The following is a 21671-nucleotide window of genomic DNA, read 5'->3' on the forward strand; positions in this document are numbered from 1 at the left end:
CCGGGTGCTGGTACGGGCGTCGGCGCGCGTGGTCCGTGACGGCCCGACCCCGGACTTTCCGGCTCCGGGCAGGCGGACGCGGAGGGCGCAGAGGCCCGCCGCGGCGATACGGCCGCCGATGGCCCGCGGCCCTTTCGTATGCGGTTCGCCGGAGGCGGGGGTGGCCCCGGTGCCGGCCGTCGTCGTGCGCCGCCGCGACTCGGGATGCTCGGGTGCGGAGCGGCGGGCGGGGGCCTCCTCGGAAGCCACCCGCTCGTCACGGACGGTCCGCACCCGCGCCACCGCTTCCTGCAGGCGGGAGGCGGGCTGCCCGTCCTCGGCGGCGCCGGCCCGCCCGATGGCCCTCGTCCGCCCGGTGGACCCGGCCTGCCCGGCGGACCCGGACCCTGACCCGGCAGAGCTGGACCCGGACCCGGCGGGACGGGCCTGCCCGACCGACGCGACCAGGTCGGCCCGCCGCGCCCGCGGCGACGGGTCCGGCACGGAGAAGCCGAACGCGATCTTCGCTCTCTTCGTCGTCGCGCGCCCTTCCTCGGACCCGGAGCCGGGCCTGGAACCGGGCGTGGTCCCGGTCCTGCCCGGCGGTGTGCCGGGGGTTCCCGGTCCGCGGCCGGTCGCGCCGCCGTCCGCACCGGGTCCACTGTCCACGCCGGGCCCCATGTCGCCCACCTCGTCGGCGAGTCGGTGGACGAGGATGCCGTGCCGGAAGGCCGTCTCGCCGATGTCGGCGGTCGTGGTGCCGTACACGGAGAGGCGGTTGCCGCCCTCGTGCACCACCTCGACGGAACGGCGGCCGGTGCGGGCCTCCTTGGCGAGCACGGCCGCGAGGCGCCGGGCGTGCGGGGTGCGCACGGCCACGCGCGGTCGCAGCCGGGTGCGGGCGAACTCCCCGGCCTCCTGGTCGGCGACGAGCCGGCCGGCATCGAGGGTGACGACTCGGTGGGCGGTGCGGGCGGCCTCCCTCGGGTCGCCCGTGGCCATCAGCACGGTGCCGCCCCGGTCGGCGTGGGCACGCAGCATGTCGTGCAGCCACTGTGCCTCCCGGGCACAGAGACCGTCGGTGGGTTCGTCCAGGACGAGTGCGTGCGGGTCGGGCAGCAGGGCGCAGGCCAGGCCGAGCCTGCGGTCCATGCCGCGCGACAGGGTGCCGAGGCGCTCCTCGCGGAGGCTGACGAGGCCGACGGCTTCGAGAAGTTCGTCGGCTCGGCGTGCCGGGACGCCGGACGCCGCGCAGAGCATGCGCAGATGACCGCGGACCGTACGGGCCGGATGCCCCGGCACATCGCCGAGGAGCACGCCGACCTCCCGCGCCGGATGGGCGATCCGATGCAGGGGCCGCCCCCTGAAGTAGGTGATGCCACGCCCCTGCTCCAGGGCGAGCATCAGCCTCAATGTCGTGGTCTTGCCCGCGCCGGCGGCACCCAGGAGCACGGTGATCTGCCCGGCGCGCGCCTCGAAGGAGACGTCGTCGACGGCGGGCGGCTGCGCCTTGCGGGGGGTGCTGGTCAGTCCGAAGGCCTGGATCACCTGCAGCAAGATAGCGTGCGATGTCCGGTTTTTTCGTGTATGGGGGGGTTGATGGGCGGGTGCCGCTCCTCCGAGCCCGTCCCTGTCCACCGTTCGGTGTAACAGAGGCCCGCCGACCGGCGCCGCGCCGGTCAGACCTCGGGACGCAGCATCGGGGGATTGAGCAGGGTGGCACCGCCGGCCCTGAAGAGCTGGGCGGGGCGTCCGCCCTGGCGTGTGGTCGTACCTCCCGTCGGCACGAGGAACCCGGGGGTCCCGGTGACCTTCCGGTGGAAGTTGCGCGGGTCGAGGGCCACCCCCCACACGGCCTCGTACACCCGGCGCAGCTCTCCGACCGTGAACTCGGGCGGGCAGAAGGCGGTGGCCAGCGACGAGTACTCGATCTTGGACCTGGCCCGTTCGACGCCGTCGGCGAGGATCCGTGCGTGGTCGAAGGCCAGCGGCGCGACGGGCTCGCCGTCCCGGCCGTAACCGCCCTGCTGGAGCAGTTCCTCGACCGGCGCCCAGCGCGCGTTGCTGGCGTCGCCGCCCGCGCGGGGTGCGGGCAGGTCGGGGGCGAGCGCCAGGTGCGCGACGCTGACCACGCGCATGCGGGGGTCCCGGTCGGGGTCTCCGTAGGTGGCCAGCTGCTCCAGGTGCGCCCCGTTGTCCTGCGCGGGGGCCGAGGGGTCGTGCGCCCGCAGTCCGGTCTCCTCGGCCAGCTCGCGCGCCGCCGCCTGGGACAGGTCCTCGTCGGCCCGCACGAAGCCACCGGGCAGTGCCCATCGCCCCTGGAAGGGGGGCTCGCCCCGGCGCACCGCCATCGCGCACAGCGAATGACGGCGAACGGTCAGCACGACCAGGTCCACGGTGACAGCGAAGGGCGGAAAGGCTGACGGGTCGTAGGACATGCCGCGATCATAGTCGTCTGCCTGACGATAAACACGTCGTTGACCGGTCCCGCACGCGATGCTTCCGCTTCGTCGGATTATGGGCGGCGGGCTGTGATCCCGTCCAGGTCAGGCGGTGATCATCCCGCATCGTCCACCTCCGGTTCCCGGGACACACCCGCCACCGGAGCGCCGGTGACCGCGGTCCCGTCCGGGCCCTTGGCGCGGGTACGTGTGCTACCCGGGTGCCGGGCGGCACGGCTCGGAGGCTGGTCGGCGGTCGGCCGGGAGCCGGCGGGCCGGCGCCGTCCTTCTGCCCTACGGGTCGTGGTCGTACGGGTCGTGGTCGTCCCGGTCGTGTGCGGGCCCTCGCCGCCGGTGGTCGCGGAGCGCATCCGGCGGCGCCGGCGGCCGCTCGTGCCGGCCTCCGGCTCGGCGGACGGTCCCGACGCGCTCGGCTCAAGGGACTTCATGGGCCTGTCGAGCTCCGTGGGTTTCACGGGCTCCGCGGGCGCCACCGCCTCCAGGGGTTCCCTGGTCTTCGTGCGCCGCGCGGGCTCCGTGTCCTTCGGCTCCTCCACGGATTCCCGGGGTCGCGCGTCGGTCCCGGACGGCTCCGGCGTCGCGCCCGGCGCCTCCCCGACCCGCTCCCCCCGCAGGCACCGGCGGATCGACTCCGGGTCGAGCCCTTCGTTGCAGGCCTGGTGCAGGAGGCGGGCGAAGAGGTAGTCCGGGTCGGCGCCGAGGGCCATGGCCAGTGCCTCGCGGGCCTCGAGTTCGTCACCCGTGGACCAGGCGACCCAGCCGGCCAGGGTCAGCGGGGCGGCGGCGTGCTCGCCGTAGGGGCCGACGCAGCGGCGGGCCAGGGCGCGCCACAGGCGCAGCGCCGGCTGGCCCACATCGCCCTCCATCCACGCGGCGGCCCGGTCGCGGGTGTTGCGGTCCTGGAGGCCGAGGATCAGCAGGGCCGCCTCGTCATGCCCGATCAGGCCGTCGTCGCGCAGGTCGGCCGGGAGCGCCCCGGCGACCGGTGCCGCCGCCGCGAGGCGGTCGACGAGGCGCCGGGCGAGGGCGAGGGTCTCCTCGGCCACCTGCGCGCGACCCGTCTCGTCGAGGATGCGGGGCACGAGGTCCATGCCGGCCGTGTCCAGGGCCATCTCCTGCTCCAGCGCCGCGGTGGTCTCCCAGGGCTGGAGTCGTGCGCGCAACTCCTTCAGCGTGCCCCGGACTTGGAAGCCGGCATAGGTGGCCGCGGCGGCGAGCACGGAGGTGCCGGGCAGGCCCATCGGCGTGCCGTCCTGAGGGCAGCAGTCCCCGACCGGGCAGCAGTACGACCAGAAGCGGCCGTCCGAGATGCACAGGGCCTCGATGACCGGCACGTCGAGGTCGCCGCACTGGACGCGCATCAGATGGGCGAGGCGGGCGAGCCTGCGTTTGACATCGCGGCCGGTCTCTCCCGGGGCCGGCTCCTGGCAGACGTAGGCCACCATCTGCTCGGGCCTGGCGCCGCGCCGTTCGCTGCCGGTGACCAGGCCGCGGGCCAGCTGCCGCGCGGCTTCCTCCCAGTCCTCCTCGTGCTCGGGGATGCCGAGCCGGGCCCGGCCGCCGAACCTGCCCTTGCCGCCGCGGTCGTGCAGGGCGACCAGGATCATGCTGTCCTCCGGGCGGTAGCCCAGCAGGTAGGGCAGGGCGTCGGCCAGTTCGGCGGGGGTGCGCAGGGTCACCTGCTCGGTGTGCGCGGACGGATCGGCCGGGGACTCCTCGCCCGGGATGCCACTGTTCTCGAAGGATCCGGTGGTTTCGCTGTGATTCGTCATGCGCCGACCATCTCGCGGATCTTTCATTTCCGCTGGGGCCTGTGGACAACTCGAATCAGGGACACGACAACGCTCCGGCGGTTGTCCACAGATCCGTGGCCGGCCGACCCGTTCGTCGGCCCCGTCCTGTTGCATGGAACGCATGGAGCACGAGCACACGAGCAACGGGCATCTCCGGGCACGGGCGGCCTCTACGAGATGTCCATCGAGGGCGCGGAAGCAAGTGCCTCCGCGGCCCTCCATGCGCGTGCCGGGAGAGAACTGCCCGTCTTTTGGCACGCGGATCGACACTCAGGCCGAGGGGTGCAGGGGCGGTGAATACCCGTCAAGAGGGGCTTGCGCGTGGCAAGTTGGTCGGCATCCTCGGAAGTCTGCGGCGTGGCGGATACACGATCGCGCAGAAGAGGGCAGGGCTTCTCCGGCCGCCCAGGCCCCGATCCGGAGCAGGCGCAGACACGAGCGGCACCGGGCGCCGCGACCGTGCTCGGACGCGCACTGACGCGCTACGCCCTGCGGTTCCCGGCGAGCGTGGCACTCGGCCGCGACGAGATCGTGGACTGGGTCGGCCCCACGATCCAGCGGTATCTCACCGCACCCGCACCCTGAAGTACGTATGGAGCGCCCCGGCCGCAGCTTCCGTCGCTGTGGGGACCCTCGACGGTGGGCGTGCACGGCGGCACAGCCGGCTGCCGCCCCTCCCCCGGCAGGTCTGCGGTCCAGCGGAAAGCGCTGCCGACCACACCGGTCGGCGTCGAGTACTCGCTCGTCGGCGGAAGCCGGTGAAGCTGCTGCCGGGTGCCGTGGCGTGCTGCCGTTCTCGAGCACCCATACGCCCTGTATGCCCTCTCCACGACCGCAGCAGGCGCACCGCACGGTCGGTCCATGGGGGACTTCGAGGAAACATGCGCTGGCCGCGGGGACGGCACGGACTGCCCGAACGGCGAGGACGAGGTCCTCGTGGACGGGGTCCGGTGCGAGGAGTGCCGGCACTACTGGGAGCTGGACGAGACGGAGCCAGGACGCCGGACGGCCGCGGGGGACGGGGTGACCCGGCCGGCAGGGGATCCGCGGGAGGCCGGGCCGGGGGCGGCGGCATGACGCGAGTGGCGCGCTGTTCGTCGGGGCGGGCGTGACCTGGACCGATAAGCCGATGGACCAATGAACCAATGGACCGATGACCTACCGCGAGCGCATGTACGGGCCGCAGGGCAACCCGGCCGAGGCCGAGCAGGTCCGGGAGGCCGCCCGCGGCGGAGGGGCCTCCAGTCGGGTGTACGCCGGGTACAGGCCGACTCGGTCGTCAGCCCGCCACGGCGAGCACCAGCGGCAGAACCTGGTCGGCTCCCTTCTGCCTCAGCAGGCGAGCGGCGACCGCGAGGGTCCAGCCGGAGTCGGTGCGGTCGTCCACAAGCAGGACCGGCCCTGGGGTACGGGCCAGGGCGTCGGCCAGGTCCTCGGGGACGGCGAAGGCGCCGGCCAGTGCCCGGAGTCGTTGAGCGGAGTTACTGCGTCGTGCCGCGTGCGCGCCGCTCGTGCCGGTGTACGCCAGGCTGCCCAGGTAAGGAAGACGCCCGATGTCCGCGACTCCCTGAGCCAGGGACGCGACCAGCCGGGGGCGGGTCAGGGACGGTACCGCGACGACCCCCACCGGCCTGGAAACGGCGTCCGGGCCGTCCGACAGCCAGCCGCCCGGGGAGCGCGCCCAGTCCGCGAGGACCGTCACCACGGCCTTCAGCACATCCTCGGGGACCGGCTCGTCGGGCGCCTGCTCGGACAGCAGCGGCCGCAGCCGATTGCCCCAGCCGATGTCGGAGAGCCGCCCCAGCGCCCTGCCGGTGGAACACTGCTGCTGGGCCGGGATACGTCCCTTGAGGTCCACGCCCAGTGCGGGCATGCCCGTCGGCCACATCCGGCGCGGCTCGACCTCCACCCCCGGGCGGCCCAGCTCCTTCGTCGCCCCCGCCAGGGTCTGCGCCGAGACGGCGGGGTCGGCCCAGGCGCCCGCGCAGTTGTCGCAGCGACCGCACGGCGCCGCCTCCTCGTCGTCCAGTTGGCGACGCAGGAACTCCATGCGGCACTCGGAGGTCGTGACGTAGGAGCGCATCGCCTGCTGCTCGGCCGCGCGCTGCTGGGCCACCCGTGCGTACCGCTCCGTGTCGTACACCCAGCCGGAACCCGTGGCCGTCCATCCGCCCTTCACCCGCCGCACGGCGCCGTCCACGTCCAGCACCTTCAGCATCGTCTCCAGCCGGCTGCGCCGCAGATCCACCGAGCCTTCCAGGGCGGGCACGGACAGTGGCCGACCCGCCTCGGCGAGGGCCGCGAGGGTCTGGCGCACCTGTTCCTCCGGGGGGAAAGCGGTCTCGGCGAAGTAGCGCCAGATCGCCTCGTCCTCCTTGCCCGGCAGCAGCAGCACCTCCGCGTGTTCGACACCGCGGCCCGCGCGGCCCACCTGCTGGTAGTAGGCGATCGGCGAGGACGGCGAACCGAGGTGGACCACGAAGCCCAGGTCCGGCTTGTCGAAGCCCATTCCCAGCGCGGAGGTGGCCACCAGTGCCTTGACCCGGTTGTGCAGCAGATCGTCCTCCGCCTGCTGCCGGTCGGCGTTCTCCGTCCGGCCCGTGTACGAGGCCACCTCGAGACCGCGCTGCCGCAGGAACGCGGTGGCCTCCTCGGCCGCGGCCACGGTGAGCGTGTAGATGATCCCGGAGCCCGGCAGCTCGTCCAGGTGCTCGGCCAGCCATGCCATCCGGTGCGCCGCGTCCGGCAGCCGCACCACGCCCAACCGCAGGCTCTCTCTGTCCAGCGGGCCACGCAGCACCAGTGCCTCGCCGGCACCGGTACCCAGCTGCTCGGCCACATCCGCCGTGACCCGGGCGTTGGCGGTCGCCGTGGTGGCCAGCACCGGCACCCCCGGGGCGAGCTCGGCCAGCATCGCCCGCAGCCTGCGGTAGTCGGGGCGGAAGTCGTGACCCCAGTCGGAGATGCAGTGCGCCTCGTCCACCACCAGCAGGCCCGTCGTCGCCGCGAGCTTGGGCAACATGTGCTCACGGAAATCCACGGAATTGAGGCGTTCGGGACTTACCAGGAGAACATCGACGTCACCGCGGTCGACCTCCTCGTGGATCGTCTCCCACTCCTCCGGATTGGCCGAGTTGATGGTCCGCGCATGGATACCGGCCCGCGCCGCCGACTCGACCTGGTTGCGCATCAACGCCAGCAGCGGCGAGACGATCACCGTGGGCCCGGAGCCGCGTCGGCGCAGCAGAGCGGTGGCCACGAAGTACACCGCCGACTTGCCCCACCCGGTGCGCTGCACCACCAGCGCGCGACGGCGCTCCACCACCAGGGCCGCCACCGCCTGCCACTGGTCCTCCCGCAGCCGCGCCGCCCCCGTCGGATCACCGACCAGCTCGGCGAGGATGGCGTCGGCTTCGGCACGCAGCTCCAGATCGTTCATGCCCCCATGCAACCCGACGGCAAGGACAATCGGCCACTTCACCCCGTGTGACGGACGGCATGCCCCACCGCGGGCCCTGCGGCCGGGCACTCGGGGCCGCCGACGCCAGGCCCGGACCGGTGGGCGCGGTCACCGTCGCCTCGGGCGGCAGGCCCCGGCCGATCCAGTCGCCGGGCTCGGGGATCGCCGGGACCGGGCGGCTGCCGCTGCCGGGAGCCGTGGCGTACGGCGACGATGTCGCCGACGTCCGGCCCGGGGTCCATGCGTCAGCGGCCTGACCTGTGGGTAGGGATATAAGCCACGCACCATCCGATAACCGGCGGCGTCCCCAATTGCTCGTTGCCGCATCCCAGTTCGACAGGAAGAATTGAGATCCGCTCCCCGCACGGTCCGTCCGCGATCCGGCTGGGCTCCACTGCGGTGCGCGCTCCCGAATCCGACCTCGCCCGCTGTGTGGGCGCGTAGCCGAAGGGAGGAACGTGACCTTCGGATTCGCCTCGTCCTCGGCGGCCTCGTTGTCGACCTCCACCGCTTCCGCGGGCCGCCTGCTGGAGCCGGCGGAGTGGGCCGCCGCCAAGATCCCCCTGCTGCGCAACCCGCGTGAGGTCGTCAGCGGGCTCCACGCGCGTCATCACCCGAGGCCGTCCACGGCGATCGTGGCCGTCCTCGATCCGGACGAGCGGCTGCGCGCCAGCGCCTCGTTCACCCGTCGCGGCGCCCCGGCGGACGGCTGGATGCTGCGCAACGCCCTGCTGTCCCAGTTGCGCCGGGTCATTCCGCACGACCTGCGCCGCCGTACCCCGGTGCGCACCGCCGTCCTGCTCTACTGCCGCGAGGGCGACGCGCGTTGGACCGAGGAGGACGGCGCCTGGATGTGGGGGCTGCGCGATGCCTGCACACTGCACGGGCTGCGCTGCGGGGCGTACATCACGCTGACCCATGACGGGTGGCACGTGCTGGGCGAGGGCCGCGGCGGTCGCCGCCCCAACGCCCACTCGGCGCCGGAGCCCTTCGCCACCGCGGACGCCCCGCCGCCCGCGCCGCGCACCGGCGGACCGGTCTCCGAGGTGCTGCGCCGGGCCGCGGCCCGCTGAGCGGGCGACCACCCGGACCGGCCGGCGTACGGGCGACACCGGCTCGGGACCGATGCACCCGGACCGCTACGCCTACGCGCGACGCCTGCTCCGGACGCGCCGACGGACGCACGGCACCCGCTCAGGTCGACGGGCCGGCCCACGGACGTACGGCACCCGCGCGGAACGACCGGACGGCTCATGGACGTACGGCACCGAGCGGACCGCCCGCAGGAGCACGCCACCCGCTCGGATGGCCGACCGGCGGCCCGCGGAGGCACAGCCCCCGGGACGACGGACCGGCCCATGGACGTACGGCACCGGCTTCGTGCCCCGCCGGGCGCTCCGCTCGGTGCCGGCCGGACGCCGCCGACGGAAGGCCCCCCTTCCGTTCCCGGCGTCCCGCGCACCGACCGGGGCGCAGGGCGGGGCAGTCGGAGCGCTCGGGCGCGGCCGACTCGGTGGGCCCGACCCGATGGTCGTACGGCCTCCCGGGCCGGCGCCCCGCCCGGCCGTCACTCCTGCCCGGGTGATCCGGCACGGCGCTTCCGCTGTCCGGGCACGCCGAAGGCCGCTCCGTGCGGTGACCGCGTGGACGGCTCCTCGCCCGAGCGTGCCGAGCCCCGGCCCCCGGGCGCCCCGGTGGTCCGGGTCTCCGGGGGGGCTGGGCGCGTGGCTCAGACGCCGGCGCCCAGCACCCCGTTGATCTGCTGCGGGTCGCCGCAGACGATCAGCAGGGCGCCGGCCCGGGAGTGGGCCAGGGGGAGGACGGTGCCGACGGCGGAGGCGGGGCCCCCGTTGACGGCCACGACGACCACCGGGCGGGACGCGGCACGGGAGGCGATGGCGGCGTCCGTGTAGAAGACGTCGTCACCGGCGTCGTGCTGCGCCCAGTAGGACGCTTCGCCGAAGGACAGCTCGTGCTCGGCCCACGGGTGCCGGGCACCGGTGGTGATCACGAGTACGTCGCCGGGGGCGCGGCCCGAGTCCAGCAACAGGTCGACGGCCTCTTCGGCGGCGTCGAGCGCACCCTCGGCCGAGGCCGGGATCAGCTGGATCTGCGGACCGGCCGCGGCGGCGGGAGCGGCCGGACCGGACGGGCCCGGCTTGGCCGGAGCCACGTCACGCGGTATGCGCTGCACCGGCGGCGTGGGCCGCTGAGGGCCGGGACGACCGGGGCGGGACGGCGCCGCGGGGCGGGGGCCGGGTACGGGGCGAGGGGTCGGCGCGGTGCGGCCGCTGGCCGGCGTGGCGCGGGGACCCTGGGCACTCTCGTGAATCTGAGGCTCCTCGGGAATGAGAGGCATGAGCTGATTTTTATCAAACGTTGAAGCGGCACTGACGACGGGGTGGCACATCAGTGCGAGCGGAACGATCAGAAATCGAAGCCGAGCTGCCCCTCGATCTCCGGAACGTTTCCGTCCGCCCAAGTGCGGGCCTTCTTGAGATGCCGCCACTGGGGCAGCGCATCAAGATACGCCCACGACAAACGGTGGTGCGGGGTGGGGCCCCGCTCTTCCAGTGCGGCTTTGTGCACGGGCGACGGGTACCCGGCGTTGTCCGCAAACCCGAAGTCTGCATGGTCGACACCCAGTTCGGCCATCATTTTGTCGCGCTGAACCTTGGCGATCACGGAGGCCGCCGCGACGGCGACGCACGACCGATCGCCCTTGATCACCGTGCGCACCCGCCATGGGGCACCGAGGTAGTCGTGTTTCCCGTCGAGGATGACGGCGTCGGGACGGACCGGCAGGGCTTCCAGGGCACGGACCGCGGCGAGCCGCAGCGCGGCCGTCATCCCCATGCCGTCGATCTCCTCGGGGGAAGCATGCCCCAGCGCGTACGCGGTCACCCATGCCCGCAGGACCTCGTCCAGTTCGGTGCGTCGCTTGAGGGTCAGCAGCTTGGAGTCGGTCAGGCCCGCGGGCGGTCGGCGCAGTCCGGTGACCGCCGCGCAGACGGTGACGGGTCCGGCCCAGGCGCCGCGCCCCACCTCGTCGACACCGGCGATGACCTTCGCTCCGGTCGTGGCGCGCAGGGAGCGCTCGACGGTGTGTGTAGGCGGTTCGTACGGCATGGCGCCCTTAGGTTACGCCGCCGGGATCGCCCTTTGACACCCCGGTCTCCCTCGCGGGAACGGGAGCGTCGCGAGGGAGACCGCCATTCCGGAACTCGGACCATCACATTTGCTTTCGCATACTCTATACCGGCCTGCTTGCCCTCGGTGGACGAGGGCGTCGGCGACGCCCGGCCAACGTCAACCAAAGCCCGAGCAACGGCAATCGCCCACATCGGACGGACCGACTCCACGAGCACTCGCCCCACCCGAGGATCGCGCTCGTGAATTACTCCACCTGCTCGGCGCCGAGGGCCCGGTTCACCTCCCTCAGCCTGGTGATCTCGTCCCTGATCGGTTGCAGCACCTCGTCCAGTTCGGCCGGGGTGAAGCGGGGGGTGATGTGTTTGGGGCAGTTCCAGCTGAGGCCCTCGACGGCGATGGTGACGAGCCGCTCCAGGCGGCCGTCGGAGCGGGGCCGGGCGAGCCGGACGGCGAGGTCGGGGGCCTCTTCGGCGTCCTGCCAGCGGGCGCGGCCGAACAATTTCAGCCGGGTTCGGTAGGCGTAGTCCATCAGGAAGACGGCGACCCGGTCGTTGTGCCGCAGGTTGCCGGTGGTGATGAACTGCCGGTTGCCGCCCACGTCGGCGAAGGCGACGGTGTGCTCGTCCAGCACGTGGAGGAAGCCGGGCGGGCCCCCGCGGTGCTGGATGTAGGGCCAGCCCGTCTCGCTGACGGTGGCCAGGTAGAAGCTGTCGCGTTCGGCGATGAACTGCTGCTCCACCGGGCCGAGCGGGTCGGGTTCGTCGGGGCCGTCCAGTTGCCGCAGCATCGCCTGGGCGCTGCCGTTGCGTTCCTGGACGCCGCGGACCGAGTCGGTGTACGCGATGCGGGCGAAACGGGTCATGGGCGCGTCTCCGTTCCTTCGGCTGTCCCTCCGGTCCGCGGGCAGCTCAGTGCCCCGGCCGGAGGAGGAGTTTGCCGGTGGTGGTGCCGGACTGGAGGTCGGCGTGGGCCTGGGCGGCCTCGTCGAAGCCGTAGCGGCCGCCGATCGTGGTCTTCAGGACGCCCTCGCGCAGCCAGCCGAAGACGTCGGCGGCGCGCTCGGCCAGTTCGGCGGGGTCACTGGCGTGGTCGACCAGGGTGGGACGGGTGAGGAACAGCGAGCCGCGGGGCGCGAGCGACTGCGGGTCGAGCGGTGAGACGGGTCCGGAGGCCGCACCGACCAGCACGAACATGCCGCGGGGCCGCAGCGCGGCGAGGCCCGCCTCGAAGGTGTCCTTGCCGATGCCGTCGTAGACGACGTCCACTCCCCTGCCGCCGGTCCGGTCGAGGACCTCCCGGGTGAGGTCGTCGGCGGCACCGCGGACGATGACGTGGTGGGCGCCGGCCGCCTCGGCCGCGGCGGCCTTGCCGGGCGTGGAGACGGTGCCGATGACGCGGGCGCCCCGGCGGGCCAGCAGTCGCACCAGGTGCTGCCCGAGGCCGCCGGCCGCGGAGTGCACGAGCGCGGTCTCGCCCTCGGCCGCCCGGTAGGTGGAGGTCGTCAGGTAGTGGGCGGTCAGGCCCTGGAGCATGACGGCGGCGGCGTCGCTGTCGGAGATGTCGTCCGGGACGCGCACCGCGGCGTGGGCGGGCACCGCGACGAGTTCGGCGTAGGAGGCGGGGGCCGCGCACCAGGCGACGCGGTCGCCGGGCCCGAACCCGGTCACGTCCTCGCCGGTGGCCACGACCGTGCCCGCGCCCTCGCTGCCGGGGACGAAGGGGGCGCGCGGCGCGGCGCGGCCCTCGCGTTCGTAGACGTCCTTGTAGTTGATCCCGGCGGCGGCCAGGCGGACCAGCAGTTCACCGGGGCCCGGCCGGGGGTCGGGGCGTTCGGTCTCGGTGAGCACTTCGGGTCCGCCGTGCCGCTCGGCCACTACTGCGCGCATGGGGCGCTCCTTGCCGTTCTCGTCGCTGGTTTCACGGATGGGGGCGGGGTAGGTCAGGCCGTCTCCTTGCGCGGCACGTACGCCACGCTGAGGCCGATGATGGCGAAGAAGCAGAGCGCCACCAGGACGACACTCACACGCAGGCCGAGCATGGTGTCGTGCATGCCGATCAGGGAGCCGAGCAGGGCCACGCCCATCGCCATGCCGACCTGGCGGGCGGTGTTGAGGACGCCGGAGCCGAGGCCGGCGTAGGCCGGGTCGATGGCCAGTAGGGCGGCGGCGTTGAGGCTCGGCGAGAACACCCCGCAGCCGAGGCCGGTCAGCCCGGTGCCGATGGCGAACAGCGGCCAGGTGCTCTGGTCGGTGACACCGAGCAGCAGGGCGCTGCCGACGAAGGAGGACAGGGCACCGGTCCACAGCAGGAACCGCGGTCCGCGGTGGACGAGGCGGCGGTTGAGGACGATGGTGCCGAAGACCCAGGCGATGCCGAAGGGCAGGAAGTACACGCCGGTCTTCTCGGCGCTCAGGCCCCACTGCTGCTGGAGGTAGATGGCGAGCATGAACTGGAGGCCGTATCCGCCGAACTGGAAGGCGAAGCCGTTGGTGATGGAGGCGGAGAACGCGGCGCGGCGGAAGACGGCCAGCGGCAGCATCGGGTGCTGGGAGCGGGACTCGACGGCGACGAAGGTGATCGCGGTGACGACGGCGACGGCCAGCAGGACGAGCGGGACGGGGGCGAGCCAGCCCAGCGAGCCGCCCTCGATCAGGTAGGCGACGATCGCGGAGAGGGCGATGATGCCGGTCAGCTGGCCGGGCAGGTCGGCGGCGCGGGCCTCGCGCCGGGGGGTCTCACTGGCGTAGCGCTGGGCCAGGTACAGGGTGATCAGGCCGACGGGCACGTTGATGAGGAAGATCGAGCGCCAGCCGAGGAGTTCGGTCAGCGCGCCGCCGCCGATCGGGCCCGCGACCAGGGCGAGTCCGCCGGTGGCGCCCCAGACGGTGATGGCCTTGGCGCGCTCGATGGGGTCGGGGTAGGTGCGGGCGATGATCGCCAGGGTGGTGGGCAGCAGACCGCCGGCCGCGATGCCCTGGAGGAAGCGGGCCACCACCAGGACGGTCAGGTTGGGGCTGACCGCGCACAGCAGCGACGCGGCGGTGAACGCGGCGAGCGAGGAGACGAACAGCCGGCGGGCGCCCCAGCGGTCGCTGATGCTGCCGGCGGTGAGCAGGATGCTGGCCAGCGGGATGGTGTAGATGGTGACGACCCACTGGAGGGCGGCCATCGAGCCGTGGACGTCCCGCTCGATGGCGGGCAGGGCGATGTTCAGGGCGCTGCCGTCCAGCAGGATCATGAAGAAGCCGAGGCAGACGGCGGCGAGGGCGAGGGCGGTGTGGCGCGCGCTGCGCACCGGCGCGGCAGGCGTGGCGGGCGTGCCTATCGGCTGGCGCGCCGTGCTCGTCGGCGAGTCGGGGACGGTGGTCATGGGGTGAACCTTCTTTCGGACGCGGTGCCGGGGCGGGGTCCGGCGAGCGGGGTGGCGCGAGGGTTCGGCGGGGTGGTGCGACAGTTCGGAAGAGCGGTGACCCTCATCGCGAGGGGTGCCGCGCCCCCGGGCCCGGGGACGGCGGCGGACGGTCGGGTCACGCCCTGAGGTGGACCAGGGCGCTCTTCGCGGCCTGGGTGGCGCGGCGGAACGCCGCCTGGTCCTGCTGGGCGCGGGCGAGCACATAGCCGCCCTGGACGGTGGCGATGACGAGCGAGGCCATGGCCGCGACGTCGGTGTCCGGGCGCAGTTCGCCGCTGCGCACGCCCTCGGCGAGCACGTCGGCGATGCGCTGCTGGAGCCAGGTGAAGAACTCCTCCACCGGGGCGCGCAGCCGGTCGTCGGCGACGACGTCGGGGTCCTGGACGAGCCGGCCGACACGGCAGCCGGCCAGCGGGTTGCGTTCCATGTCGAGGTAGGCGCCGACCCGTTCCAGGGCCGTCGTGCCGCTGTCCAGCGCCGTCTCCGTGGCGAGCCGCAGCTGGCCCGCGGAGTGCCGCATGGCGGTGACGGCCAGGTCGGCCTTGCCGGAGAAGTGGTGGTACATGCTCCCCTGTCCGGCGTGGGAGCGCTTCTGGATCATCGCCGGGCTGGTCGCCGCGTAGCCGCGCTCCCAGAGCAACTCGGCCGCGGCTTCGACGAGGTGGTCCTTCGTCGCCTTCATGACTCGACTGTACATACTAGTAGGTACAGCGCGCAAGACAGAGCCCCCGCCGACTTCCGGCAGGGGCTCTGACGTGCTCTTTCCCGTGAAAAATCAGGCGGCGCTCAGCCGCACGGCCAGCTCCTCCCGCAGCACCAGCAGCGCCACCTTGCCCGCGCTGTTGTAGGGGATGCGCTCGGCCTCGGTCACCCTGGCCGGGCCGGCGAACCGCCCGAGGACCTCACCGGCCCGGGCCAGGGCGCGATCCCGCAGCTCGGGTGCCAGTCCGGGCCGCAGCACCACCACCGCGACCGCGCCCGTGTCCGCGCCGTCCAGGCCCGAGGTGACGCACACATCGCGCACCGCCGGGTCCTCCTTGATGGCACCCTCGACGCGCACGACGTCGATGCGGGGCTCGGAGCGCGCCGTGATGTAGAGCCGCCCGTCGTCGCCGAGGTAGCCGTAGTCGCTGGTCAGGATGTGCCGCCGGCCGGCGAGTTCGACGGTGTCCAGCGGCCGGTGCACGTACTCGTCCATGGCGTACGCGCTGTCGATGGCCAGCAAGCCCACCCGGCCCGGCGGCAGTTCGCCGAGGGTGTCCGGGTCGAGCACGCGGACCGTCACGCCCGGCATGAAGCGGCCCGCCGCATAGGGGGCGGCGGCCAGGTCGGCCGGGTCCGCCATGGTGTTGATGCCGGTCTCGGTGGTCGCGTAGTACACGTACAGCAGATCGCCGAGGCGGGCCCGGGTCTGCTCGATGGTGCGCGGGCTGATGTGCCGGCCGCCGGTGAGCAGGAAGCGCAGCGCCGTCAGATCGGCGCCCCGGTGGGTGGTGGTGGCCACCTCCAGCAGCCGGTCGAGGAACGGCGGCACGAGGAACGCGCCGGTCAGCCGCTCCGACGCCAGCACCTCCACGGCCGCCTCGGCGTCCGGCGGGCCGAGCCGCACGGCGGCGCCGAGCGCGAGGGCGGCGCCCGCCCACACGTGTCCGGAGGCGAAGGCGAGGGGCGAGGTGATCAGGAAGGAGTCGCCGGGTCCGAACGCGAAGCGGTCCCGCAGGAAGGCGACGCGCTGGTTCTCGGTGCGCTTGCGGCGCACGAACAGCTTCGGCGTTCCGGTGGTGCCGCTGGTGAATCCCAGGGCGCTGAACGGCGGTCGGACCCAGGGCGCCGCCTGGTGCTCGCCCTCGGCGGCGGCCAGGTAGTGCGTGACCCGGGTGTCGAACGCGGGGAACGCCACCAGGTCGAGCAGTACGGCCCTGTCGCCCCAGCGCGGCCAGAAGTCCTCCGGCAGGTTCGGCAGCGAGCTGTCCACCACGATGAACGTGGGCTCGACGGCGGCCAGTTGCTCACCGATCGTGGCGCCGTCCCGCTCCGGGTCGACCCCCACCCAGGGGACGCCCAGCGAGGTCAGCGCGGCGGTGGCCACCACGACGCGCACGGTGTTGCCCGCGATCACCATCGCCCGGTTGGGCTCGTCGGCGTCCAGCGAGCGGGTCAGCCAGGCGCGCACCGCCGCCACCCGGTCCGCCAGCTCCGCCCAGGTCAGCGTCTCCTGCCCGTCGCTGACCGCCACGCGGTCCGGAGCCGTCGCGGCATGCTCTCGTACAGCCTCAAGCGTGATCATTGCCGTCTCCTCGGGGGGTGTCAGCCGGCCAGCGGAACCGTGGTCACCGTCTCGCGGCGGGCCGCGTCGTCGGCGTCGAGCCGGGCGAGTCGCGCCATGCCCTGGCGCAGGCACGAACGGGCGATCGAGTCGCCCTGGAGCAGCGTGCGGGAGTTGACGTGCGGACGGGCGCCGATGGCCGTGACCCACTGCACGGACTCGACCGGCGGGCCGTAGCTGAAGCGGGCCGGGTGCGGGGTGCCGTCGCCGCGCACCACCTGGAACGTCGACTCGGTGACGTCCAGACCGCCGGTCTCGTACCCGCCGCCGTCGGCGTCCGGGATGAAGTGCGCCCGGCACTCCCCCGCCGCGCGCAGCGAGGCGAGCAGCGGGTCGGTGGCCCGGCGGACGTCGGTGAGCGGCAGATGCGCCTCCACCAGCGCGGTGGCCCGCACCTCGGTGCCGGGCACGTCCGGGGAGGAGGCCAGGAAGACACCGTCGTCCTCCTCGGCGCTCACCTTCATCCGGGGGCCGAGCGGTTCGACGATCCCCGCTCGCACCAGCGCCAGCAGCTGGGCGACCCGGGTGGCCGGCGGGCCGCTGGCCGCGTAGTTGTTCAGGCCGCTGAACCAGCGGTCGATGTGGTCGCGGTAGGAGGCGCCGCTGATGCCCTGGTGGGAGATGACCGCCCGCACCTCCTCGCGCAGATCGCGCATCACCGCGGCGGCCGCCTTGACCGCGCTGCGCTCCGGGCCGAGCCTGGAGTGCCGCAGGTCCTCGTCGAGTTGGCCGGTGATCCAGTCCCGGAACGCGGCCTGGCCGGCGAAGCCGATCCCGTCCGCCGGGCGGTCCAGCCGCTTCCAGTCGAACCTCAGCTCCGGGTCGGGCACCAGTTCCTCGATGAGCCGCTCCATCCGGGGGCTGCCCCAGCTCAGGCCGGGGAACTCGGCCACCAGCCGGGCGTGCGCCTCGGGTGCGGTGTCCTTCAGCAGCGCCCGGTAGTACACCCAGGCGACCTCCTTGGCCACCAGCGGGAACAGGTCCCGCAGGAAGTCGGTGCGCCCGGTGCCGGCGCCGAGCCGCAGCTCGGCTATCTCGGTGGCCGTGATGAAGTCCGGCTTGTAGCGGGGTACGACCTCCTGTTTGATCTCCGCCCGGGCCCGGTAGGGCATGCCGCGCCCGGAGCCCGCGTACATCACCGGCTCCTCCCCGCTGGGCAGGTAGCGCAGGCCGTCCCCCTCGGTGACGAAGTGGCCGCCACGGCCCTCGCTGAGCAGGATCATGTAGTCGTAGAAGTTGAGGCCGAGGCCGCGCACGATGACCGGTTCGCCGGGCGTGACCCAGGAGAGGTCCGCCTCGGCGGGGCTGTTGGGGGCCACGTAGTGCAGTCCGTGCCGGGCCGCGAAGTCGATGAGGTGCTGCTCACGGGTGGTGGGCGCCACGTCGTAGTGGCCCTGGGCGAGCACCACCGCGTCCACCCGCAGCGGCAGGTCCTCGCCCTCCAGCCGCACCTCCTGCATCCCGTCCGCGGCCTCCGTGACGGAGACCGCCCGGGTCTGGTGCACGCTGACGGACACCTCGGCCGGGGCGCGCTCCACGATGTGCCGGAACGACCAGCCCAGGTACTCGCCCTGGAAGGCGCGGGAGGCGTACGACCAGGCCTCCATGTGCGCCGCCTCGGCCTTCGCCTCGTCGCTGACGTCGGTGACCAGGCCGTCCGCGACCATCCGGGCCCACTGGTACTGGGTGGGGCCGGGGGTCAGCGGCCCCTCGCAGGTGACGGTCCGGTCGGTGAAGACGGTGACGTCGCCGGCGACGGTGTTCATCAGCAGCTCGCGCGGCTGGTCGAACTTCCAGACCCGGCCGCCGCCGACCGGGTAGGGATCGACGACGTGGACGTGGACCTCCTGGCCCGGGCTGAGCAGCGGCGCGTTGGCGCAGACGCGTTCCAGCGCGACGGTGCCCCGGGGGCCGGCGCCGACGATGCAGATGTCGATGGTGCGAGTGGACATGGCGGTCTCCCTGCGAAGTGGGTGGGGGCGGGATCAGGCGAGGACGGTCCAGGTGTCGGTGCCGGCGAGGAGCGCGGCCAGGTCGCCCTTGCCCTTCTGTTCGATGGCGGTGTCGAGTTGGTCGCTCATCCGGGCGTCGTAGACGGGGCGTTCGATGGAGCGGAAGACGCCGATCGGGGTGTGGTGCAGGGTGTCGGGGTCGGCCAGGCGGGAGAGGGCGAAGGCGGTGGTCGGGGAGGCGGCGTGGGCGTCGTGGATCAGGAGGTCCGGCTCGTTCTCGGGGGTGACGGTGACCGCTTCCAGGTCTCCGGTCCGCCGGTCGCGGACGATGCCGCGTGTGCCGTCGGGGCCGAAGCGGACGGGCTGTCCGTGTTCCAGGCGGATCAGGGCTTCCTCGGCGCGTTGGCGGTCCTTGAGGGCGTCGAAGGCGCCGTCGTTGAAGATGTTGCAGTTCTGGTAGATCTCGATCAGCGCGGTGCCGGGGTGCTGGGCGGCGGCGCGCAGTACGTCGGTGAGGTGTTTGCGGTCGGAGTCGATGGTGCGGGCGACGAAGGAGGCTTCGGCGCCGAGGGCCAGGGAGACCGGGTTGAAGGGGGCGTCCAGGGAGCCCATGGGGGTGGACTTGGTGATCTTGCCGGTCTCGGAGGTGGGTGAGTACTGGCCCTTGGTCAGGCCGTAGATCCGGTTGTTGAAGAGGAGGATCTTGAGGTTGACGTTGCGGCGCAGGGCGTGGATGAGGTGGTTGCCGCCGATGGAGAGGGCGTCGCCGTCGCCGGTGACGACCCATACGCTCAGGTCGCGGCGGGAGGTGGCGAGGCCGGTGGCGATGGCGGGGGCGCGGCCGTGGATGGAGTGCATCCCGTAGGTGTTCATGTAGTACGGGAAGCGGGAGGAGCAGCCGATGCCGGAGACGAAGACGATGTTCTCCCGGGCCAGGCCGAGTTCGGGCATGAAGCCCTGTACGGCGGCGAGGATCGCGTAGTCACCGCAGCCCGGGCACCAGCGCACTTCCTGGTCCGACTTGAAGTCCTTCATCGACTGCTTGGCCTCGGCCTTGGGGACCAGCTGCAGCAGTCCGCCCGCGGTGTCAGTCATCGATGGCCTCCTTCAGCGCCGTGGCGAGCTGCTCCGCCTTGAACGGCATACCGTTGACCTGGGTGTACGAATGGGCGTCGACCAGGTATTTCGCCCGGATCAGCGTCGCGAGCTGGCCCAGGTTCATCTCGGGGACCACGACCTTGTCGTAGCGCGCGAGCACCGCGCCGAGATTGCGCGGGAAGGGGTTGAGGTGGCGCAGGTGCGCCTGCGCGATCGCGTCGCCGGCCCCGCGCAGCCGCCGTACCGCCGCCGTGATCGGGCCGTACGTCGAGCCCCAGCCGAGGACCAGGGTCCTCGCGCCGTGCGGGTCGTCCACCTCGATGTCCGGGACCTCGATGCCGTCGATCTTGGCCTGGCGGGTGCGGACCATGAAGTCGTGGTTGGCCGGGTCGTAGGAGATGTTGCCCGTGCCGTCCTGCTTCTCGATGCCGCCGATGCGGTGCTCCAGGCCCGGGGTGCCCGGCACCGCCCAGGGGCGGGCGAGGGTCCGGGGGTCGCGCTTGTACGGCCAGAAGACCTCGGTGCCGTCGGCCAGGGTGTGGTTCGGGCCGGAGGCGAACCGGACGCGCAGGTCCGGCAGTTCGTCCAACTCCGGGATGCGCCACGGCTCGGAACCGTTGGCCAGGTAGCCGTCCGAGAGCAGCATCACCGGGGTGCGGTACGTCAGCGCGATCCGGGCCGCCTCCAGTGCCGCGTCGAAGCAGTCGGCCGGAGTTCTGGGCGCGATCACCGGGACCGGCGCCTCCCCGTTGCGGCCGTACATCGCCTGGAGCAGGTCCGCCTGCTCGGTCTTGGTCGGCAGACCCGTCGACGGGCCGCCGCGCTGGATGTCCACCACCAGCAGCGGCAGCTCCAGGGAGACCGCCAGGCCGATCGTCTCGCTCTTCAGCGCGATACCGGGGCCGGACGTCGTGGTGACCGCCAGCGAGCCGCCGAACGCCGCGCCCAGCGCCGCGCCGATGCCCGCGATCTCGTCCTCCGCCTGGAAGGTCCGCACGCCGAAGTTCTTGTGCTTGCTCAGCTCGTGCAGGATGTCGGAGGCCGGGGTGATCGGGTACGAGCCCAGGAACAGCGGCAGGTCCGCCTGCCGGGAGGCGCTGATCAGGCCGTAGGACAGGGCGAGGTTGCCGGAGATGTTCCGGTAGGTGCCCACCGGGAAGGCCTTGGCGGCCGGGGCGACCTCGTAGGAGACCGCGAAGTCCTCCGTGGTCTCGCCGAAGTTCCAGCCGGCGCGGAACGCGGCGATGTTCGCCGCCATGATCTCCGGCTTCTTCGCGAACTTCGACCTCAGGAACTTCTCGGTGCCCTCGGTGGGCCGGTGGTACATCCAGCTCAGCAGGCCGAGGGCGAACATGTTCTTGCTGCGCTCGGCCTCCTTGCGGGAGAGGTCGAACTCCTTGAGGGCCTCCACCGTCAGGGTGGTCAGCGGCACCGGGTGGAGGCCGTAGCCGTCGAGCGAGCCGTCCTCCAGCGGCGAGGCGTCGTAGCCCACTTTCTGCAGGGCCCGCTTGGTGAACTCGTCCGTGTTCACGATGATCTCGGCGCCGCGCGGCAGGTCCCCGATGTTGGCCTTCAGAGCCGCCGGGTTCATCGCGACGAGGACGTTCGGCGCGTCACCCGGGGTGAGGATGTCGTGGTCGGCGAAGTGGAGCTGGAACGAGGAGACGCCGGGGAGGGTGCCTGCGGGGGCACGGATCTCGGCGGGGAAGTTCGGGAGAGTGGAGAGGTCGTTGCCGAAGGAAGCGGTCTCCGAGGTGAATCGGTCCCCGGTGAGCTGCATGCCGTCACCCGAGTCCCCCGCGAACCGGATGATCACCCGGTCCAGGCGGCGCACATCCTTCGTGCCGCCCGGTTTGCGCTGCTCCCCGACTACTGATCCGTCGGCCTGCTCCGCCTGGCTACTGACCTGGCTGGTCACTGAACTGGACCTCCTTCGAGGCGGCTGTCCGGGGCGTGGTCGCACCACGGATCATCCCAGGATCAACCCTACGTCGGTTAGGGTCGCCTTCCCGAGGTCATCCGCAGATTGGATGGCG

General features: G+C 72.9%; 15 protein-coding genes and 1 pseudogene. 2 read left to right on the top strand and 14 right to left on the bottom strand.

What is annotated here, in order from left to right; translation table 11 throughout:
• From FRZ03_RS39980 to FRZ03_RS02515, 3 genes are all read right to left on the bottom strand, one after another.
• On the bottom strand, window positions 1-1527 hold a 1527-nt coding region (locus FRZ03_RS39980; protein ID WP_261398469.1), incomplete at its 3' end, for an ABC transporter ATP-binding protein.
• 131 nt (window positions 1528-1658) lie between these two features.
• Window positions 1659-2417 carry an NUDIX hydrolase gene (locus FRZ03_RS02510; RefSeq protein WP_146463518.1) on the bottom strand — a complete coding sequence of 253 codons (759 nt, stop codon included), beginning with the start codon at window positions 2415-2417 and terminating at the stop codon, window positions 1659-1661.
• 119 nt (window positions 2418-2536) lie between these two features.
• Complete coding sequence (locus FRZ03_RS02515; protein ID WP_146463519.1) at window positions 2537-4213, bottom strand: DUF4192 domain-containing protein; 1677 nt, start codon at window positions 4211-4213, stop codon at window positions 2537-2539.
• Window positions 4214-4645: 432 nt separating this feature from the next.
• Here FRZ03_RS02515 and FRZ03_RS39985 point away from each other — a divergent pair.
• Window positions 4646-4819: pseudogene (locus FRZ03_RS39985) on the top strand (TetR/AcrR family transcriptional regulator); the annotation flags it as partial.
• A gap of 694 nt (window positions 4820-5513) precedes the next feature.
• Here the strand turns inward: FRZ03_RS39985 and FRZ03_RS02530 are convergent.
• Window positions 5514-7673, bottom strand: a complete 2160-nt coding sequence (locus FRZ03_RS02530; RefSeq protein WP_146463521.1) for a RecQ family ATP-dependent DNA helicase — start codon at window positions 7671-7673, stop codon at window positions 5514-5516.
• A 479-nt stretch (window positions 7674-8152) separates the two neighbouring features.
• On the opposite strand from FRZ03_RS02530, the gene FRZ03_RS02540 reads away from it, so the two are divergent.
• Window positions 8153-8767: a hypothetical protein gene (locus FRZ03_RS02540; RefSeq protein ID WP_146463523.1), complete on the top strand. Its 615-nt coding sequence runs from the start codon at window positions 8153-8155 to the stop codon at window positions 8765-8767.
• Window positions 8768-9423: 656 nt separating this feature from the next.
• Here the strand turns inward: FRZ03_RS02540 and FRZ03_RS02545 are convergent.
• The 10 genes from FRZ03_RS02545 to FRZ03_RS02590 form a co-directional block, all read right to left on the bottom strand.
• On the bottom strand, window positions 9424-10053 hold the full coding sequence (locus tag FRZ03_RS02545) for a hypothetical protein (protein ID WP_146463524.1): 630 nt from the start codon (window positions 10051-10053) through the stop codon (window positions 9424-9426).
• Between the two features lie 68 nt (window positions 10054-10121).
• The gene (locus FRZ03_RS02550) at window positions 10122-10823 is read right to left on the bottom strand and encodes a ribonuclease HII (protein ID WP_146463525.1); all 702 of its coding nucleotides are present in this window, start codon (window positions 10821-10823) and stop codon (window positions 10122-10124) included.
• A gap of 268 nt (window positions 10824-11091) precedes the next feature.
• On the bottom strand, window positions 11092-11709 hold the full coding sequence (locus FRZ03_RS02555) for a pyridoxamine 5'-phosphate oxidase family protein (protein ID WP_146463526.1): 618 nt from the start codon (window positions 11707-11709) through the stop codon (window positions 11092-11094).
• Window positions 11710-11755: 46 nt separating this feature from the next.
• The gene (locus FRZ03_RS02560) at window positions 11756-12733 is read right to left on the bottom strand and encodes a quinone oxidoreductase family protein (RefSeq protein ID WP_146463527.1); all 978 of its coding nucleotides are present in this window, start codon (window positions 12731-12733) and stop codon (window positions 11756-11758) included.
• Between the two features lie 53 nt (window positions 12734-12786).
• Complete coding sequence (locus FRZ03_RS02565) at window positions 12787-14217, bottom strand: MFS transporter (protein WP_146463528.1); 1431 nt, start codon at window positions 14215-14217, stop codon at window positions 12787-12789.
• 157 nt (window positions 14218-14374) lie between these two features.
• Window positions 14375-14941 carry a TetR/AcrR family transcriptional regulator gene (locus FRZ03_RS02570; protein ID WP_261398470.1) on the bottom strand — a complete coding sequence of 189 codons (567 nt, stop codon included), beginning with the start codon at window positions 14939-14941 and terminating at the stop codon, window positions 14375-14377.
• A gap of 93 nt (window positions 14942-15034) precedes the next feature.
• Window positions 15035-16546: a class I adenylate-forming enzyme family protein gene (locus FRZ03_RS02575; protein WP_146463530.1), complete on the bottom strand. Its 1512-nt coding sequence runs from the start codon at window positions 16544-16546 to the stop codon at window positions 15035-15037.
• 20 nt (window positions 16547-16566) lie between these two features.
• Entirely contained in the window at window positions 16567-18537 is a 1971-nt protein-coding gene (locus FRZ03_RS02580) for an FAD/NAD(P)-binding protein (RefSeq protein ID WP_146463531.1), read from the bottom strand.
• A gap of 33 nt (window positions 18538-18570) precedes the next feature.
• The gene (locus tag FRZ03_RS02585; RefSeq protein ID WP_146463532.1) at window positions 18571-19632 is read right to left on the bottom strand and encodes a 2-oxoacid:ferredoxin oxidoreductase subunit beta; all 1062 of its coding nucleotides are present in this window, start codon (window positions 19630-19632) and stop codon (window positions 18571-18573) included.
• Window positions 19625-21553: a 2-oxoacid:acceptor oxidoreductase subunit alpha gene (locus FRZ03_RS02590; RefSeq protein WP_146463533.1), complete on the bottom strand. Its 1929-nt coding sequence runs from the start codon at window positions 21551-21553 to the stop codon at window positions 19625-19627. The genes FRZ03_RS02585 and FRZ03_RS02590 overlap by 8 nt, the downstream gene beginning before the upstream one ends.
• Window positions 21554-21671: the final 118 nt, after the last annotated feature.

This window comes from Streptomyces misionensis, from assembly GCF_007896895.1.
Taxonomy (GTDB): Bacteria; Actinomycetota; Actinomycetes; order Streptomycetales; family Streptomycetaceae; genus Streptomyces; species Streptomyces misionensis_A.